At 52.9% G+C, this 17,379-nt stretch carries 27 protein-coding genes; 2 read left to right on the forward strand and 25 right to left on the reverse strand.

What is annotated here, in order from left to right:
• Positions 1–7: 7 nt before the first annotated feature.
• The 22 genes from traU to AC6BYQ_RS26005 form a co-directional block, all read right to left on the reverse strand.
• Entirely contained in the window at positions 8–1,006 is a 999-nt protein-coding gene (gene traU / locus AC6BYQ_RS25900; RefSeq protein WP_183274259.1) for a conjugal transfer pilus assembly protein TraU, read from the reverse strand.
• On the reverse strand, positions 1,003–1,326 hold the full coding sequence (locus AC6BYQ_RS25905) for a hypothetical protein (protein WP_183274258.1): 324 nt from the start codon (positions 1,324–1,326) through the stop codon (positions 1,003–1,005). The genes traU and AC6BYQ_RS25905 overlap by 4 nt, the downstream gene beginning before the upstream one ends.
• Before the next feature lie 55 nt (positions 1,327–1,381).
• Entirely contained in the window at positions 1,382–1,597 is a 216-nt protein-coding gene (locus AC6BYQ_RS25910) for a hypothetical protein (protein ID WP_061549489.1), read from the reverse strand.
• A gap of 104 nt (positions 1,598–1,701) precedes the next feature.
• Positions 1,702–2,712 carry a hypothetical protein gene (locus AC6BYQ_RS25915; RefSeq protein ID WP_498057735.1) on the reverse strand — a complete coding sequence of 337 codons (1,011 nt, stop codon included), beginning with the start codon at positions 2,710–2,712 and terminating at the stop codon, positions 1,702–1,704.
• Positions 2,703–2,981 carry a hypothetical protein gene (locus AC6BYQ_RS25920; protein ID WP_498057736.1) on the reverse strand — a complete coding sequence of 93 codons (279 nt, stop codon included), beginning with the start codon at positions 2,979–2,981 and terminating at the stop codon, positions 2,703–2,705. The genes AC6BYQ_RS25915 and AC6BYQ_RS25920 overlap by 10 nt, the downstream gene beginning before the upstream one ends.
• On the reverse strand, positions 2,972–3,364 hold the full coding sequence (locus tag AC6BYQ_RS25925) for a hypothetical protein (RefSeq protein WP_183274255.1): 393 nt from the start codon (positions 3,362–3,364) through the stop codon (positions 2,972–2,974). The genes AC6BYQ_RS25920 and AC6BYQ_RS25925 overlap by 10 nt, the downstream gene beginning before the upstream one ends.
• Complete coding sequence (gene traW / locus AC6BYQ_RS25930; protein WP_498057750.1) at positions 3,361–3,975, reverse strand: type-F conjugative transfer system protein TraW; 615 nt, start codon at positions 3,973–3,975, stop codon at positions 3,361–3,363. The genes AC6BYQ_RS25925 and traW overlap by 4 nt, the downstream gene beginning before the upstream one ends.
• Before the next feature lie 17 nt (positions 3,976–3,992).
• Positions 3,993–4,406: a type-F conjugative transfer system protein TrbI gene (gene trbI, locus AC6BYQ_RS25935; protein ID WP_498057737.1), complete on the reverse strand. Its 414-nt coding sequence runs from the start codon at positions 4,404–4,406 to the stop codon at positions 3,993–3,995.
• A complete protein-coding gene (traC, locus tag AC6BYQ_RS25940) occupies positions 4,403–7,012 on the reverse strand; it encodes a type IV secretion system protein TraC (protein WP_498057738.1) in 2,610 nt (869 codons plus the stop codon). Before traC ends, trbI begins: the two co-directional genes overlap by 4 nt.
• Positions 7,009–7,263, reverse strand: a complete 255-nt coding sequence (locus AC6BYQ_RS25945) for a hypothetical protein (RefSeq protein WP_183274252.1) — start codon at positions 7,261–7,263, stop codon at positions 7,009–7,011. Before AC6BYQ_RS25945 ends, traC begins: the two co-directional genes overlap by 4 nt.
• Positions 7,260–7,799 carry a type IV conjugative transfer system lipoprotein TraV gene (gene traV, locus AC6BYQ_RS25950; RefSeq protein WP_183274251.1) on the reverse strand — a complete coding sequence of 180 codons (540 nt, stop codon included), beginning with the start codon at positions 7,797–7,799 and terminating at the stop codon, positions 7,260–7,262. Before traV ends, AC6BYQ_RS25945 begins: the two co-directional genes overlap by 4 nt.
• Positions 7,800–7,853: 54 nt before the next feature.
• Entirely contained in the window at positions 7,854–8,342 is a 489-nt protein-coding gene (locus tag AC6BYQ_RS25955) for a hypothetical protein (protein ID WP_239619732.1), read from the reverse strand.
• Positions 8,339–8,803, reverse strand: a complete 465-nt coding sequence (locus AC6BYQ_RS25960; RefSeq protein ID WP_061549479.1) for a hypothetical protein — start codon at positions 8,801–8,803, stop codon at positions 8,339–8,341. The genes AC6BYQ_RS25955 and AC6BYQ_RS25960 overlap by 4 nt, the downstream gene beginning before the upstream one ends.
• A 10-nt stretch (positions 8,804–8,813) precedes the next feature.
• Entirely contained in the window at positions 8,814–9,200 is a 387-nt protein-coding gene (locus tag AC6BYQ_RS25965) for a hypothetical protein (protein WP_061549478.1), read from the reverse strand.
• Entirely contained in the window at positions 9,197–9,685 is a 489-nt protein-coding gene (locus AC6BYQ_RS25970; protein ID WP_498057739.1) for a hypothetical protein, read from the reverse strand. Before AC6BYQ_RS25970 ends, AC6BYQ_RS25965 begins: the two co-directional genes overlap by 4 nt.
• Before the next feature lie 114 nt (positions 9,686–9,799).
• Positions 9,800–10,084 (reverse strand): hypothetical protein, encoded by a 285-nt coding sequence (locus tag AC6BYQ_RS25975; protein ID WP_498057740.1) that lies wholly within the window; start codon positions 10,082–10,084, stop codon positions 9,800–9,802.
• Positions 10,081–10,326 (reverse strand): hypothetical protein, encoded by a 246-nt coding sequence (locus AC6BYQ_RS25980; RefSeq protein ID WP_498057741.1) that lies wholly within the window; start codon positions 10,324–10,326, stop codon positions 10,081–10,083. Before AC6BYQ_RS25980 ends, AC6BYQ_RS25975 begins: the two co-directional genes overlap by 4 nt.
• Positions 10,327–10,338: 12 nt before the next feature.
• Positions 10,339–11,742 (reverse strand): F-type conjugal transfer pilus assembly protein TraB, encoded by a 1,404-nt coding sequence (traB, locus tag AC6BYQ_RS25985; protein ID WP_498057742.1) that lies wholly within the window; start codon positions 11,740–11,742, stop codon positions 10,339–10,341.
• The gene (traK, locus tag AC6BYQ_RS25990; RefSeq protein ID WP_498057743.1) at positions 11,739–12,479 is read right to left on the reverse strand and encodes a type-F conjugative transfer system secretin TraK; all 741 of its coding nucleotides are present in this window, start codon (positions 12,477–12,479) and stop codon (positions 11,739–11,741) included. The genes traB and traK overlap by 4 nt, the downstream gene beginning before the upstream one ends.
• Before the next feature lie 11 nt (positions 12,480–12,490).
• A complete protein-coding gene (locus AC6BYQ_RS25995; protein ID WP_498057744.1) occupies positions 12,491–13,072 on the reverse strand; it encodes a TraE/TraK family type IV conjugative transfer system protein in 582 nt (193 codons plus the stop codon).
• A gap of 5 nt (positions 13,073–13,077) precedes the next feature.
• Positions 13,078–13,380: a type IV conjugative transfer system protein TraL gene (gene traL, locus AC6BYQ_RS26000; protein WP_498057745.1), complete on the reverse strand. Its 303-nt coding sequence runs from the start codon at positions 13,378–13,380 to the stop codon at positions 13,078–13,080.
• Between the two features lie 3 nt (positions 13,381–13,383).
• The gene (locus AC6BYQ_RS26005; protein WP_013087194.1) at positions 13,384–13,737 is read right to left on the reverse strand and encodes a type IV conjugative transfer system pilin TraA; all 354 of its coding nucleotides are present in this window, start codon (positions 13,735–13,737) and stop codon (positions 13,384–13,386) included.
• Between the two features lie 196 nt (positions 13,738–13,933).
• Between AC6BYQ_RS26005 and AC6BYQ_RS26010 the strand changes: the two genes are divergently transcribed.
• The gene (locus AC6BYQ_RS26010) at positions 13,934–14,575 is read left to right on the forward strand and encodes an Arc family DNA-binding protein (RefSeq protein ID WP_498057746.1); all 642 of its coding nucleotides are present in this window, start codon (positions 13,934–13,936) and stop codon (positions 14,573–14,575) included.
• Positions 14,576–14,613: 38 nt separating this feature from the next.
• Here the strand turns inward: AC6BYQ_RS26010 and AC6BYQ_RS26015 are convergent, their stop codons facing one another.
• On the reverse strand, positions 14,614–15,000 hold the full coding sequence (locus AC6BYQ_RS26015) for a relaxosome protein TraM (protein WP_080782556.1): 387 nt from the start codon (positions 14,998–15,000) through the stop codon (positions 14,614–14,616).
• 575 nt (positions 15,001–15,575) lie between these two features.
• Between AC6BYQ_RS26015 and AC6BYQ_RS26020 the strand changes: the two genes are divergently transcribed.
• Complete coding sequence (locus tag AC6BYQ_RS26020; RefSeq protein ID WP_498057747.1) at positions 15,576–16,115, forward strand: lytic transglycosylase domain-containing protein; 540 nt, start codon at positions 15,576–15,578, stop codon at positions 16,113–16,115.
• Between the two features lie 28 nt (positions 16,116–16,143).
• Here AC6BYQ_RS26020 and AC6BYQ_RS26025 read toward each other — a convergent pair whose 3' ends face one another.
• Both AC6BYQ_RS26025 and AC6BYQ_RS26030 read right to left on the reverse strand, forming a co-directional pair.
• A complete protein-coding gene (locus AC6BYQ_RS26025) occupies positions 16,144–16,965 on the reverse strand; it encodes a DUF932 domain-containing protein (RefSeq protein WP_498057748.1) in 822 nt (273 codons plus the stop codon).
• 16 nt (positions 16,966–16,981) lie between these two features.
• On the reverse strand, positions 16,982–17,379 hold a 398-nt coding region (locus AC6BYQ_RS26030; RefSeq protein ID WP_498057749.1), incomplete at its 5' end, for a hypothetical protein.

The raw sequence follows: 17,379 nt of genomic DNA on the forward strand, positions 1-17,379 counted from the left end.
CATGTCCTTAGAGGAAGACGCAGTTACGTTTGCGCCAGAAGAGATAACCGAAGTTCTTTTTGGAGGAAGGGGAGTTATGTGTTGTCCCCCACAACTGCGTGCTGGCCCCGAAGGGATGACAGTTGTTCGTCTCGGGATACATGTTCACCATCTGATATCGCCATCGTTCTTTCGGGATGATCGGTGATGGATACTGGTTGCAGACGGCGGTATCCGCGCCGATGGAGTTCCAGACCAGACCCTCACGATGCATCTTGAACGCCATTCGCTCGCCTACCAGCAGAGAGGCCTCCAGCGGAGAAAACTCACCACTGGTAAAGCCCGTCAGCGGGTACATCGACCCCTGGCTTCCTGCACACCAGAACAACGGCGAGAGCGGCAGACCCGCGGATGCGGCGGCCGCGTCAGCGGCACAGGCCCCCTGAGCAATCAGGTTGCCGAACAGTGCTGCCTCGGGGTTAATCAGCATCGAGAGTGTGCTGTCGTTCCAGAGGGGATCGACCTCGGAAAGATAGGCGATATCCATGTCGCCGGTCTGCAGACAGCCCAGACTGGTGATGATGTTCAACCAGAAAATGAGCGGGTACTTATACCAGTGGACGTGGTAGAACGTACCAGCAGCGGGCCTGTCACTCTGACCTGCGGTTCCCGTACCCGTTCGCCCGAGATCGATTTTAAAGCCGCCCATGTTAACCATGACGCCCGGCTCACGGGTCACGTCCACCATTGCCATCGGCTCCCAGAATCCGATGGCCAGACCGATGCGGTACAAAATACCCACCGGGCAAATCTGGATGGGTGAAGAGGGGTTGGACGTGTCTTTCTGTGGCCCGGATGCCAGCTGGATATTACCGAGCGTCATTGGAAACAGGCACTTCCAGCAAACGTCCGTGATCGGATTCACCCATCTGCCGTCACCGGCATTACTGGCTGCGGCCGTTGTCTGGGATGGCATCAAGGAAATAAGAACCAGCAACACACCGGCCAGCCATGAAAAGTGCTTCATTTCACCTCCCGCAGCCATACACAGACCGGGCCGTCCTCAGTGTCATGAATGGAGCCGATGAACCAGCCCTCGCCCTCTGGCGCTGAGGGATGCCAGTCACTGACGTCCTGTATGCCCTTTTCCCAGGCCGCGATAACATGGGGAGGCGCGTCATTTTCCATCCAGCGGGTGGCGCAGATCAGCCTGTGCTGTCGCATCCAGTCGCCAAATTCAGTCTGTGTGGCCTCATCACTGGCCGGTGCAAAATAATGAGGGTGCGTCCAGAAGCCATTGCGGTCACGGGTAACCGTCACCGGCCTGACAGATTCAGGGTGAGTCATGGGGTATCTCCGGGAGTGCCGCAGCCACCGGACGGCGGGAGGGCTTAAGAAATGGTCAGTGGTTTTTGGCTTTATCAGCCGCTTTCATGATGAATGTCAGCCGCTGCTCTTTGGACATATCCTCAAGAGCCAGCAGGCCTGCTCTTAACACGATTGAGGGATAATAAAGGGGATTTTCTGCAAGAATGGCCTTAAGCCGTAAAGCCGATTTTTCATCATGACGAACGGCTGTAACATTCTGGCCCTTTTCAGTATCAGGGTCTTTTTTCATGGCGTTACCTGGTCGGGGGTTAATCGGAAACCGGGATGACATTCAGGCTGAGGCGGAGCGCAACGCAGTGAGCACCGAACATCCTGAATGGCAGCGCGGTTGTATCAGGGTGTGTTTTTTGCAGGCGTCACGGCGAAAGCATAGCCACTGTCATCTTCGTAGCATGCTCCGCTGGATTCGCCCTGTTCTATCCTGCGACCAGCTTCTTCAATATAGAAGGCAAGTGCAGTCGGGGTATAAAACCTTCCAGCCTGCGCCCGGACAATGAAATGCCGGTGTTCTGAGATCCCCTCCGGCGGGAATTGTCCTTCGGTGATATCGTCAGGAACATCATTTCCAGACGGAGAATTAAACCAGCCTGGCGCCACCTTAACCTGCCGCTGATCAGCTCCATAAAACAGTTCAGTGCTAATGACACCACCTGCAATACGTTCCGGTGTTTCAGGAAATGAACGCTGTTTTTTCACTTTTTCAGCCACATCGTTGATGATTCTCACCACATCCCGCGTCAGGACAGACTGTTTTGCACTGACAGTTATGATGACCTGTTTTAACGGAAAGTTCGTCGGAACGAATTCCGGTACCGGTTTGGTGATGTACCACCCTTCCCTCTCACTGCCCCGGATAAGCAAGCTTAGCCACGATCCGGCGTACCCATCGTTCACTGCCGCATCTACGTTGTCCTGCATCGCCTGCTCAGAGACTCTCGGCGATGTATAGCACTGGCGCGCCAGGAAAATCCGGCGGCTGATTTTTTGCCGGTCTGCCTCTGGTATCGTCACGCACAATGATTCATCACGCGTCAGTGCATAGCCCTCTTCAGTCAATGCCTTTTCAAGTTCGGCCAGCATCACCTGGTAGTATTCCCGGTTAGCAAATGCATGAACCGCATCGGCATGTCGGGCACTGCCAAATTGCGCCACAGGGACCGGTAATCCCGGTCTGCTCTCCCACGCCAGACGTACACGCCGTGCATCTGCAATATACTGAACAGCAATCCAGCCAGCGAGTAGCGCAACGACGACAAGAATACCGGTCATGCCCTCAGTATCGCGCAAACAGGTGAGCATCCCCTGCAGCCCTTGGGGACTGGTGAAACAGCTGATTAACGCCATGCATTCATCTCCTCCATTCTGTTGCGGATAAGCCTGACGAGGTACAGGGGAAACGCCTCATCACGTTTTTCCGGCACTATCGGCTGAAGCTGGTTCTCCACGCACCACTGATGCCAGGCACCGGCGATCAGCGCCGGTTGCCATGAAGCGATTTCAGGGTACAGCTGACAGAGGCGATTCACTTCCTCTTCAATGCCTTTGGTATCAGCATTGAGACCTGTCATGTGCTGAGACACAGACGGCGCAGCGGTATTGTGTGTCAGTGACATTCGGCGTTCTCCTGCCCTTCACCTGCAAACAACCTGTCGAGACGCTCGGAAAGTGACAGCGTCTGGCCCTTTTTACGTTTCGCGCAGTCCTCGGCCCGCATGTTCTCCAGTAAGAGGTGAATGATGTAGTCCGGGAAACGTTCATCACGTTTCGACGGCTCCCGGCTGTCCTGCTGGTTCTGCTCACACCAGTGGAGCCAGGCTTTGGTCACCAGTACCGGATGCCAGGAGTCAATTTCGGGGTACAGCGTCTTCAGCCGTTCTGCTGTTCCCATGCGAGGAGTTATCTCAGCGGGTTTACGCGGTTTTCTGGCGTAACGGCGATGGGATGTGACCGCCTGACGCATTTCGGGAAACAGGTCACCTAACGTTGTTGCACTCATTTTTTTGCTCCTGATACCGGAATTTCTTCCACTTTCATCACGCGGCCATCGCGCGATATCCGCACGGGGATGTGTTCAAAACCGAATTTACGGGTCAGTACGCCAGACTGGTCGAAGTAGATACGTTCATTAAGCGCATCACTGGTTTCTTTGATGTTGCCGTTCACCAGGATGACCTTTACGTTGGTCTGACCGGCGAGCTGCTGTCGGGTCCAGTTCACCTGCTCCTTATCATCGCCGTCGATAAAAAAGAGCACCTGGTTGAAGGGCACCTTATCCAGAGGATTGACCGTATCGCCCTTCCGGGCGATCACGTTGCCCTGCATGTCAGTGATCGTCTCCTTCACGATAAATGTCGGGTCCCAGGCAAAGCTGCGGTATTCCTTCGCTTTCGTGAGCCCTTCCACTGGCGTCGGACGTACCGCATGCTCCTTCACTCTTTCCGTTGCCTCTTTGCGCAGACGGTCAAGTTCGCCCGTCTGCTCCATTCCCTTCAGGCGATTCTGGATAAACGCCAGCATGTCCTGCTCTGCAGGCTCGAAGACGTTGCCCCAGGTTCCGAGATCTTTCGCCCCGCTGCCGGCGGAGAGCATCAGCAGCATCATACCCATCAGCATTATTGGTCTTTTCACTGGCCCCCCTGAGTGCGGCGCGCAATGTCGGCACGGATCTCATTCGTGATATCCCGCTGCGGACTCATCACCGCCGGTTTAACCAGAATGATGGCGTTATGTGCTGCCTGCCATTCACCGAGACTGTCTGACAGCGCGGTATTGAAACGCGTTGTCAGCACCCGGGCTTTGTCTTCATCGAGCTGCAGCTGCGCGGACTGTTGCATAAACAGGTCAACTGTTCCCTTCATATCGAAGACCACTACCTCCGGGGTGACGGCTTTCGCCGTCACATATGCCATACCTGTCATGGCCAGCAATCCCGCTAGCCCCAGCATGCCGGCTTTAATCCAGCGGGATGTTTTGCTGGCGATCGTTGCCCCATCGTTAACGATATCGCCTTCATACGGCTTGTCCTGTTGTTCACTCATGCTGCTTTCACCCATTCTTCAAGTTCACGAAGTTCATTGCCGAATTTCTTCTCCGCCAGCAGATATGCCGCTTCTTCCGCAGTGGCCCCGGCTTCCTTCTGCAATTTCTGCATGAAGGCAAAGTCCTCACCACGCGAGCTGAACATGGCGCGGGTGACGGGGTCGACGAACAGACGGTGGAAGGAGCTGTATTCGCCGGCGTTGATCAGCAGGGAGCTGTAACCGGTCTGAAGAGCTGGCTGGAAGCCACGGATAACTTCTTTTTCCATGTCCGAGAACTGATCCGGGTTATCGGCAAGGTACTGTTTAAACGCCTTAGCATCCTGCAGCAGGGTGATTTTGGTGGAGCTGTTGTTCCAGGCGGCTTCAGCTTCCTTACTGGCGCTGAAGTCCTTGATGCCCTGGGTGATAGTGATAAACGCGCCACGGTGACGACGCACGGTTCGGTAGCCGGTTTCGATAAACCGTGCCGCGTGCGGGTTGGAGCCGCCAAGAAGACGCCAGGCCTCGTCGATGATGCAGACCTTTTTGAGGTCGCGCGGGCTGTGGTACATCTTTTCCTGAATCGCCAGAATGAGCGAGAACAGGATAGCGGAGAGCAGCTTCGGCTTGTCTTCCAGACTCAGCAGCTCCAGCACCGCGAAGCGGGTTTCACCATCGAGCGTCGGGGTGTCGGCGTTAAAGTATTCTCCGTCCGGCCCCCAGGTGCAGTAGGTATCGAGTAGCATGGCCAGCTCAGCAAGGCGCGAGATGATGGTTGGCTTGTCTGCAAACGCCTGATTCACATCCTCGTTAGTCAGGTAATTATGGACGTCGTCGATACGGGCTTTGTTTGCCTTCTTCTCCCACGCATCCATTACCGCTTTCTGCAGGATCGCCTCGCAGACGCCATCAAGCGGCTGCGTCGGACTGGCGAGTACCGTCAGCAGACGCACAATCCCTTCAGCAGAGTGCTTGATGTCTTTGACGTTGGCGAACGGGTTAAAGCGCAGTTTAGAGCCATCGAGATAAACCCCACCGGCCTGATGACAGTAGTTTTTGTAGCTATCCCCCATGTCGATAACCCAGCCGTAACCGCCGGCGTTTAGTACATCGCGCAGCACCCCCTGTATCAGAAACGATTTCCCTGCCCCGGACGTCCCGGTAACCGCGATGTTGAAGTTGGTACTGCCGTTCTCCTCACCAAACATGTCGTAGAACGCGACCTGGTTGCGGTAGGTCGGCAGCGGCATACCTACATTCGACAACTGGCGTTCGGCCACGACCGGCATCAGGCTCACCGCGTTCCATGACTTGGCGCGCAGCGTCGCGCCTGTTGTTTTCAGGTCTTCCCACATCCCTTCCTGCATGACGAACGGGAAGCCGGCCAGCCAGTTACGCATCTGCTGGTACTGTATCGTTACCATCTCCAGCTCGTTCTTACGGAACACGTTCACGGCGGCCAGCTCACAGGCCTGTGCGTCAGTATTGTTGTCCGGCGCGAACAGGGTCAGGTTAAAATACGTATTGCAGAGTGCAATTTCGTTATTGTTCAGTTGCTCACGGGTACGTCGCCATTCCTCTGCGGCTCTTTTGGTACCGGGAAAAAGTGCGGCGTAGGCTGAGTTGGCCTTTTTGGACAAATCAGTATCTTTGCGAAATGCCTCACTCTGGCTTTTGGTCTGCTCCTCCAGCTCCGTTGTCCAGGTCAGCATAAAGGGACAGGGTATTCCGAGGTCAGGAAAGCGAATGTTCTGCAGATTGTCCGCCCCCTGCCACAGGGCGAAGCGTTTAGGCGTTTTGGCAAGCTGCATGTTAATGATGCGGCATGCCGATGCCGGCAACCGAGTCCCGCGCGCGTCGATGGTTTCGGGTAACGTCATCCGGAGATGCGACGGATAGACATCAAGCCCTATTCCCTGATCAACCACCTGGCGGTTCAGCTTTTCATCCTCGTTGTAGTCCCCGGAGGACGTCAGCACCTGTTCCTGGCGGTAGTTCATCTGCTCGCGTACCGCGGACAGAAAGCCGTTCACATCAACGTTCACGCTGTCGATGCGCGCAGCGCCCAGGGAGACGCGAATGGTGTTGCGGATCTGAACCAGGTCATCAATCACCCGTTGTGTCTGGGAGGCGCGCTTCAGCGGCTGGCCATAGACAAGAAAGATGCGGTAGTTACGCAGGTAAAGCGGGTATTCGCGTTCGTTGGCCAGGCCGTGCAGCGCAGAGCGCTGCCAGAACGCGCGGGTGATTTTATTGAGGTGATCGGCCATCCCTCCTTTCCACATGTCGTTACTCACACCGCGATCGATACGTTCCCCGACACACTTGCTGGCAAGCATGATGACGGTGACGGGAGTCTGGCGGGGCAGTTTTTTGCGCAGCATGTCATCGAGCGCTGCCATCACCTGTTCGTTCGCGCCGGGCAGCGGGGCGGCTTCCATGATGAAGCCTGCAGAGCCGGCGTTGACGAAAATCTCATTGATGTCGTCGTAATACCGGTACGGCAACGCCGCAACCAGGGACGGGTAGCCCCATGTCTGGGAAAGATTCTCGCGGGCCGTGGCGGCACCGTCTTCCTCTTTCCCGTTTTTCAGCATATCCATCAGGTTGTCGACAAAACTCATTTTCGACCCTCCGCAGCGGCCCGGATTAACTCCAGGCGACGCAGTTTCTCTTCGTTCATCTGCCCGGTGTGCGCTGCATCACCGGCAGTCTTAATCTGCCAGCCACAGCTCACGCTCAGAACGGCCAGCGTTTCATCGTCGGTCTCGACTGACTGTGTGGCGGTGACTTGCGCCGTTCCTTTCCGTGTATGGGTGAATGATTTCACCAGATGATCGATGCCGTTCCTGCCGGAAACGTAGTGGCTGCTCATTCCCCGCCCTCCCCGATAACGCGGTAACTCTCATCCCAGTGGGATTTGTTTTTCACGAACTCGACCACAGCCGGCTGATGAAAGTTGTCGTCCGTGTCCACCCAGGGGGCAATCCACAGGCGCTGCGTGGCGTCAGGAATACGCTGAACCGGAACGCGGCCCGCCGTGTTAACCGGCACGGGGGTCACATGACTGGTCGTGGCCAGCGGCGTGACCAGTGAACCGGACGTTTTCGCTGGCGCAGTGGTGAGTGGCTTAGCGGCGCTGGTTCCGGTTGCTGCGACGGAGACAGGACGGAACGGATTCACGACCGGTGCCGAATTGCGCAGTGCCGGCAGGGTTTCACCCGCAGGCTTTTTTGCGTTTTTTTCGGCCGTCAGGTCATCCAAACTTTTACCCTGGGCGGCCAGCTTGTTGGCCTCACCGGTGGTCAGGCACTGGTCGGTCGCAGTCTTGTTACAGTCGAAATCAGAATTGAGACCGGCGCAGCCGGTCAGTGCGCTGCACAGCAGTGCAGCACCCAGTAGTTTTTTCATGGGATAACTCCGGTTGGTAATTCAGGGTTATGTGTAAAGGGGCGGATTTATGGCTTAAAAGGAAAAGCGGTTAATGAAGATGACCACAAATTGCAGGCTAAAACTAAGCAGGACACAGGTATAGAACCATTCTATCGACAGAAAATGCAGGTTCATTTGCATGAAGCCATATACGATGATGACAAAAGGCGCGATGAGCCAGGGCGTGAGGGCTCCTGCAAATACCATCCAGCCGTCATCGTTATCACCTAAGATTCCCGCACTGCCCGCGATGATACCCATGCTCACGAGCAGAAAGATTCGCCATGTGGAAAAGTCTTCGTCACCGAGTCCCTTCAGATTAAGAGCCGCCCATACCGTCATTTCTGCCGCATAAATAAGCACCAAAAAAAAGACATGTCGGTGGTCATACAGGATTTTGAGTAATGCAGAACGGCCCCTGATTGCAGACATAAACACTCCAATGAAATACAGGGTTGTGATGATGAGGTGATACAAGCCGGTGAGAGTAATCAGCAATACGAATGCCGCTTTGCTGTTCACTTGCCCCCGGGCTCTGTCTCGCGGTCTGGATTGTTGTGGAGAAATTTCAGGTCAGGTTTCTTTTCTGGCCAGACAGACCTCGCTTCTTCCTGATACCAATTGCTGACAATGCTGGCTGTCAGCCCCTCTGTTTCAGCCTGATGCTTCAGGTACTCCCAGGCAGGAAGGTTCAGGGGTTCATAGGCAGAAAGCATCCTGTCGAATACCTCCGCCCAGCTTTCGTTGTGGCGGGGGACAATTCGCCTGCATATCCATTGGGTCAGAAATAACCAGACAATCAGGAAACCCAGAGCCCACGGTGATGGGTGGTACGTAAGAACCGGCCCGCCTACACTGAGAAAAATGATAAACATCAAAAACATGTACCTGCTTGCTGTCGGAGTCGGTCGGCCAGCCTCCCATTCAGCAATATGCATCCGCATTTTCCTGAGCAGGCTGTTATTACGCTCTTCATCACGCATTCCGGCTTCCTTATCTGGCGGTTCTGCAGGCTGTGACAAGCGATGAACGGAGTACACGAAACTCAATCACATCGTTACGCTCCAGTAGCCTTAGAGCATCAGGTGAACATGCCATTGCCGCCTTCAGCGCCAGTGAAACGGCCAGGCTGCGGTAACGATTTTCCAGAACTGTGGGGGCGTTGCGGGGTACGACAGACAACACACGCAGATATGCTTTCCAGGCATCCGGGTCGGCCGTTGCCTCACGTTCCACTGCCTCAAGCTGTATTGAATTCTCCATCTCTGTTTTGGCAGCAGCGGCTGCCTGGTTAAAAATTACCGCTGCAGCAGCTGCATTCACCGCACCAGGTGTTGCCAGGGAAAGCATCATCAACAAAACTGCGGCAGTACGTTTCATTTACCCTCCTCATTATATTCGGTCTTATGGCTGGACTCCCGTTTATCCAGCCATTTAGTGAAGCTGTAGTGTTGCCGTTCATCTCGCTGACGCCTGAAAAGCGCACGTGCTTCTTTTTCGTCCTTGAGCCATGCAGCAACGTCATCAGGCTCTATTACCCTCTTCTCATTTACGGTGCGGCACAGTTTTTCGAACGCGTCCTGATTCATCGGGCTGTAGGACAGCAATGCCTGATTGATTCGACCCTCCCAGGTGTCCGGGGTATCTTCTTTTCCTGTAAAGAGCCGGAACAAGAGGAAGGCGAGCATGAAGCCCAGAACGACAAATCCAGCCTTAATATGAAAAACACCGTAGAGAAAAATACTGCAGGGCAGAAGTGCGAGCGCTGTGGGCATCAAAAATCGCCGGTACTTGTGAATCTTTTTCCCGGCGCGCCATTTGTTCAGGTCTTCTTCGATAACATCCAGCCTGGTTTTATGCGACATATGCGGTACCTCCTTGGTTAATGGTGTCGCCGGAACGAAGCTGACTTCCATGACGAAGAGCGGCCCCAGGTATTGCCAGGGAGAATGCAATCAGCAAAACTGCGGTAGTGTGTTTCATTTGCCCTCCTTTTGGTCACTGTCGTTTGGTCCCGGGAGGGGTTTGGCGGAGTCATCTGGCCAGATGGGAGGTCGTATACGAATCAGGACGATAGCCATGAAGATTGCTCCAAAGATGCGAAATGCGTATTCCTCCCGCACTCCTTTGATAATGATTGCAATCACCGCCACCCACCAGAGGACCCAGCAAATCGAATAGAGCCAGTTAACTGTTATCCTTATTCGACGTTTCACATCCTTTGCTTTGCAGTCTGCCCCGTCCCCCTGCGCTGTTGTTTTCATTTGTCCTCCTTTTCTTCAGGTGCTGCTTCTGAATGTGGTGAGTGCAGTTCCCGCCACACCATGCCGCCGGGAATTGATTCAGCAAGAAAAAGGTTTCCAGCCAGCCAGATAACTAATCCGGTCAGCTGTATCCACTTAAAACTGGAGTAAAGAGTGGCGAGCAAAATGGACCATGAAACGATGAATGTCAGCGCTGGCCTCCATCGGGTTGTTGCCCAAAACAGTAATTTTCGTGCGTCCATCTTCATCCCTCATCAGTTGATGGTGTCACCGAGGCGCAGCTGACTGGCCTGACGGAGAACGTCATCCGGGTTGATGTTGCCGACTGAGGTGGTGCTGGATGCAGTGGTCTGGCTCGCCGGTTGAGGAGTCACGGCGTTCTGCGCGGCGTTGCCGGCTTTCTGCAGTTCCTCTTTCGCCTTAGCATCCTCAGCGTCTTCCAGGGTTTCAAGGCGGAAGCCCTTCTGGAACACGACGGTGACCAGGTTGCCGGCACCGATATCAATCACCGGGTGATACTGCTCGGCGCGCTTAATCCAGTACTGGCTCAGCGTGTCGGCCGCCTTACTGGCTCCTCCGCCTATACCCTGCTTAAACACGTCGCCGGCACCGACATCCGCTGTGGCACCGAGGCCGACAGATGGTGTTGCCGCAGATTTGATGCCTTCACCAAAACCTGACAGGAGGCCTGCTGCACCGGCGTAGCCGACAATCATGCCGTTTCGCATGACGGGCTTGCCGCGAACGCCGCCTTTCCCCTGATAGCTGACATGGCCATCGAACTCCATATCGACGTGCTTGCCGTTTTTCAGTACGCAGCTGATTGATTTCGTCCGGACAATTCCGCGCTCGCTGGAGATGTCACCCCAGATTTCCCCCACCACAAAGCAGCCGTCGGCGCTGTATTCTTTGTTGTTCGGCATCTGGATGTTGCCCAGCAGGCGGATAGTGACGGGCTGGGTGTTCTGCTGGCCGGTAACACTGGCGTTGGCGTCGGCACCTTCAATCATGATGGCGTCAGAGAAGGAGCCTGACGGAATCCAGGGCAGTTTCGTTGGCTTTTTCTTCAGGCTTTCATAGCTGAACTTTGTGGTGCTCAGTCCGCCTGTCATTCTCTGGCCAGAGCCGCCCGGGTAGAACGCTGCGCCCTGCCCCATATTCACACCAGTGGCGGCCGGTGAGCCTGCGGGGGTTACAGTATATTCGGGTGGCCGGGCCTGACCGGCAGCAACGGGACCGGGGAGTGGTGTTCCGTTCTGGCCGGCAGGTGGTGTCTGCTGGCCAGTGGTCGTGTTGCTGCCGGGGGCTTTCGTTAGCTGGTCATTAAGGCGCTGAATTTCTTCATCCTTTTTGGCCAGCTGTTGTTCGGTGGTGAGCTTGTTCTGCGCAAACTGCTGGGTGAGCGTGGCGAGCCTGTCCTCAAGTGCGGAGGTTTTGGCCTGCTGCTGTGCCAGTGCGGCATCATTAACCTGCTGGTTAAACGCTGCCGTGACCACACCGGTCATGTTTGGAGTGGCGACCGGCGCGGGCTGTTTCTGTTCCTGCTGATGTTGCCCGTACCAGATAACGCCGCTCGTGGCGGCTGCGCCTCCCATGATAACGGCGGCAAGAATGGCCAGCTGTTTGCGCCGGGTTTTCAGGTTTTTATTCAGACTCATGGGCGGGTGTCTCCGTCATCTGAAAACACAATCCAGGCGTAGCCTTCGCCACCGGCATAAAGCTGGTTCTGCGACAGCATCACGGCCCGGACGCCCTTGCGCCAGAAATCGCGCTCGCGCAGGCTGCGGGTGATGCTGCCCGGGTTGCTCATCCGGAAGCGCACAACGCGCAGGTGGTTACCAACAAACTGGCGTTCCGGTGTCAGGCGTACATCACTGGCGGGTGTGTATGCAGGCATGCGGCTGAACGGATACTCCTGGTAGTCGTCCGGCACCTGACCGTTGACTACGGCGCGGGACAGTGCGACCAGTGTTTTTTCGTAGGTCTGCCCTTCTTCCCATGTCTTCGCATCGTCGTTCTTGCGAAGTGGTGGCGACATCGGGGTGAAGCGCAGTGTTTTTCCGTTACCTGGCTGCGGCCTGATGTTAAGGCTCAGGGATGAGCCGCGGTCGGTCTGAATAAACAGCGTGAAGTTCTGGCTGACAAGTGGGGACAGAATGAGTGCTCCGTCGTCGGTCTGGCTCTGGTCATAGGCACCGGTTGGTCCGCTGATGCTGGTAATGAGTTCTCCGTCGACAACAACCTTGCTCGGGTTGGTGTTGCTGAGAGTGACGTTAAAGGCGGCGTCGTTCTCAAACGGAATGGCTGCGGGTGCGGAAGCGGCCCGGAGGCCGCTGGTAAATAATCCCGCTGCCAGAAACACAGCAGCAGCTGCCGGTGAAATACGAAATTTCATGGGCAGTCCTGTCAGTTGGTGGTGGATACCGGCTGGAGTTCTTCGAAGCTGTGGAGGTTAATCACACCGTTCTCATAACTCAGTTTCAGGCGGTAGGTTTTTTCCTGGTCTTTCATTGGCGTGATGATTACGCCGTTAGTGGTGGAGGACTTCAGAACCCCGCGGTACTGCACGGAGCCATCATCCATGACGCGAATTTCTTTCGTGTCGAACTGGGTGGAAATGCCCGCTTTCCTGATGCGTTCAGCTTCAATGTCCAGAGCTTTCTTGAGTTCGTCCCGTTCGTCGGAGGGGACGAATCCAAGAATCATTTTCTGGTTGTTGTCGATGTTTTCCGGGGTGACGTTCAGTCGCCAGTAAATAAAGGAGGCGGCGAATTGTGTCAGGCCTGGGGCATCGACACCTTTTGAGTCTGATGCGAAGGGGCGATTAAATGTTAATGGTGTGGTAATGGTTTTCTGGGTGGTGGCAAAATACCATGCAAGCGAACCTGTCAGTACGTTACCGACCCCCATAAGTAAAGTTAAAGCTGAAAGACCAATAAACGCATAGCGGAGTTGTTTATCGCGCTCTCCTTTAATATTCAGTTTCATGAAAACTATGCCCTCCAGTGCCGGAAACTAGAATCAGGTATCTGGCGAAAGGTAATCCTGAATAAAATGGATGGCAGGTGCCAGTAACAGAAATTAAGTAACCAGTACGACCCCTGCCCTTTTTTCAGATATCTGACGATGAACCAGAGGATTCCCGCCATAACGCCAAGTTCAACTGACAGGTTGTTAAGCACCCCCAGAACAATAAGGGGTGCGGTAACAATTAACTCATCAATTGGCAAACCTAAATAGCGGTCCTGCTGGTTCATTGTTTCCGGGAAGTTATATTTTTCTTCTTCCCCATTCATCGTTTAACTCGCGATACCGAAGGCGACACGGGTAAAGATGATTGCCATTACGATACCGACGAATACCAGTGGTGAGCGGGCCTTGATGTAAATAAATAGGCCCATGATGATTTCGGCGATATAGAACCATTTAATCAATGAAGAGCCAGAGCCGAAGGTGGAATTAACCGTGGTGTTCTGCGAGGAAAGAAGGTCGGTTCCGCCGGCAAATGCCGGGTGAGTGACCATAAGTGCAATTAAAAAAGCGCCTGCTGACTTTAAGTAAAATTTAGCCTGGCGATTTTCGCGTGCTTTGCGGAATAAAGACGCTACCGCCCATCCCTTACCGACGTTAAGGGCACTGCCTTTGGTTAACATGATTGTTTTCTCCGAAGTAAACAAAAGTGACTCGCGTAAGTGCTTGTTTACGCGGGCACAATTGTCCCATGACCCTAAAAAAAAAAAACTGTGACGCATGTCACACTTTTTGGAATCATTCAGATTTATCCGAATATGTAAGTGAGTAGGCTTGGTTGACCAGAAAGTATGGAAATGGCCTCCGGGATCTATAGCTATGAAAGTTAAAGAGAAAATGTGGGATGGTCGCGGCCGTCCACGTAAGTTCCAGCCAGGTGAAGCGGTGGGGTGGCGATTGCGTGCTCCGGATAATCTGCTTATGGAGCTGAGAATATGTGCTAGGGCTGGTAACAGAAGCGTGAATGAGGAAATTATTGCCAGGCTTTTATTGTCGCTGAATTATCAGCCGGGCAAGGCTGTCATTAAAACTGCGGAGGGTGAACGTCTCATTGCACTGGCGGTGAAATTTGAGGAGTGGCTGGGAAAGTTACTTGATGGTGAATCCGTTGGTGTTGTGGATGATGTTAAAGTCCCGCCCAAACAGGAGCGGTTGTGGGTGTGGCGTGAGGGTGAAAGAATTTTGCTTCCGGGAAAAACAACCGGATATAGCTTGCGTATTCCTGAGAACCTTGCTGATGAAATCAGAGCGATGGCGAAGGTTCATAACCGTAGTCTTAATGACGAAATGCTCACTCGTCTGATGAATACGCTGGGTTATTTTACAGAAAGGTTACTTGACCAGAACGAGGATGCGCAGGCGCTTAAAGTTCTTTGTATGGAGTTCGAGGTGTTTCTGAAGGAAAAAATAAGAGAGGTGGAGAAAAGTGACCTTCCGTGGGATGAAAATCCATCCCAGTGATCGATTCTGGCCGGAGTGTTCCGGCCAAAGAAGCTATTTTACCCTGCCAGGAAGTGGTCTTTTTCGGCTTTATCTTCCGCATCGTTAATTGCACTGATATTGGTGTTTATGAGCTCTTCCAGTTTCACGCCAGAGTCGGGGCCTTTGAGTGTAACGAAGATGTCAGAGACAAGGGCGGTCAAAATCATAATACCTTCTCGCGACCCGGAGACTTTCTTTATAAGGTCGCGCCTGAAGCCATCCAGGTCAAATGAGCTTCCTTCTTCTTTCGATTTGTAAACCATTAGCCCAAGGCGTACTAATTCGTTGACTATTGATGAGTAGTTCATCTCAGAGGTGGTGGCCCCTTTCTGTAATTCTATTTCAAGAATATCATGTATTTCGCGGTCAATTTTGTCTTTAAAGTAAATGTTCTTTCTTGGCATAATAATTTCTCGATATTCTAATGCAGTGCCTGATGCGGCACTGCAATGGCGAGCTTTAACAACTGTTAGTGGTGCTGTGTTATGGTAACCAACTGATTTTATATCTAATCCATCCCTAAAGATGTGTGCTAATCAGGCACTATGATGTGTGTGGTTCAGGCACCATCTACTTTTAAGTTACTCTATTAATTGAATACACACAATCCCCACACTTCAGAGTGCTGTATTAGCACACATTGCAGTGCCTGATTAAGCACTGCAATGTGTGTTAATCCACACACCTTAAGCGCACATACTCAAAAATCACGAAATAAAACACACATCATGCTACTGAATTTAAAGAAAAAATCTGCAAGACGAAGTCTTGCGTGGGGTGTGATGTTTTAAAGGGTTAGTAAAGAGCGGCATGTTAATACCGTCTACTGCTCTGATATTTTTATTTCGGACAGGTGTTAAATCCCTTCATGAGAGCGCTCACGCGCGTTTGTAGTGAATTAACTTGATTACGACGATCCGCCGGGGTATTTTTTAAGGCGACTCTCCAGAGCCCGTGTATTTCGTTAAAAGGCCAAACCATGAAAATATCGACACTGCCTGCGGCATTACTGACCCTTTCCATGTCTGCTGGCGCAGCTCCACAAATGTGCTTTGATCAGGCCGGGAAAGATTATCAAATTGATCCACTGCTGCTTATGTCAATTTCGATTAAAGAGAGCCATCTGGTACCGGATGCGATAAATGGATCAAACAGGAATGGGACAGAAGATGTCTGTGGTATGCAGGTAAACAGCTCTCATTACGGTAAACTTAAAAACTTCAATATTACCCGTGAGCGCCTGTTGAATGATCCATGCATCTGCGTTTATACGGGGGCATGGGTACTGGCGCACAACTTCAGGTCATACGGAAAAAACTGGGACAGCGTAGGGATGTATAATACTGGGCCGAGCAAAAAGCTCATCGCGAAGCGCAAGGCCTATGCACAAGATATCAAAAATATATATCGTGTATTGCTGGCAAGAAAAAAGTTACTTTCTGAACGTCTGGCGCCAGCTGCGGGAAAGGAGCATGAGATTAAAATTGCGGATACGGCCTCGTTACATAGCGGACAGTAAAAAGCCGCTCTGTTGAGCGGCTTAATTTTCAGGCCTTCAGTTTTGCAAACTCCTCAGCCATTTTCCATAGAACCTGATTTAATTTGATGTCACCATCAATTCCGGTGACTTCCCGCGTTCTGGTCAACTTCCCTTTTTGCGTTCTGCCACGAATCCCCCCACGGATCACATTTTCCTGCACCACGTTAAACGTGGTCCATAAATCCTGGCCTCTGTCGAGTACCCGGCGGGGGTTAATAATTTGCTCCGGCGTAATCGGCGCTGGTTTTCCATCGTACTTAAGTTCCAGGGCGGTCGCACCAAAAAGGCGCTTCTCAGGCAAAGTGAGCTGAATGCTTTTCATGAGGTCAATATTTTCATCAACCGCGTCAAATGTTTTCAGCACCGTGTAAGCGCCTTCAATAACCTGTCCGACAATATCCCCTTTGTGGGGTACGCGGATTTCACCAAAATCCTTCCATGCAACCAGACCATTACTGCAAACCTGACGGAACATACCGGGGATCATTTTATAGTTGCTTGAACCATCATGGCTATTCAGCAGAATATTTTCCGGTACTTCTTTTCCGTTAATCTGGTCATGACGACGCAGCCGAAGCATATGCTTTGTAAAGTCGCGTTTATCCTGGTCACGTGTACGTGACTGAGTTGCATAATACGGCTGAAAACCTTCATCACGTAAACGATCAAGAATGTTTATGGTCGGGATATATGTATAACGTTCAGAACGTGAATCGTGTTTATCCGATGAAAACGCGCTCGGAACGATGAGCTGTAATTCCTCATTCGTCAGCGGACGGTCTTTACGGATCGAGGTAGGCATACGATAGCGGCTTGCGAAACTGACCATTTTTATTTACTCCTGATTATTTAGTAAGTGATGAAGGAATAACGCGGTGAAAATTATCCAGCGGCATTGCAGCTGCCACCGGGCGACCATCTACAACCCAGACAGAGATATAATCCGGGCATTCGTCATTAATTAACGTCAGCTCAGTGGCATTCTCTGGCGGCGTAAAAATTGCCGGTTGTGGCTCCCCTTCCGATGCTGCCAGGACCCAGCAAAACAGATCCGTGAACTGGGACGTGGTGAGGTTTGAATCACATCTTCCGGTAGATTCTTGAGCGGCGGTTTTGACGTTGACGTTTCGTGTGTGCATCCTGGTTTTCTCCTGTGGTGATGGTGTCCATCTCCCTGGTGAGTTCTCTCGCGGCAAAGGGCAAAGGAGCAACGGCGAAGGGAGGAAGGAAAGGGGCGGAGACT

It is taken from the genome of Serratia sp. LTN-2 (assembly GCF_059740205.1).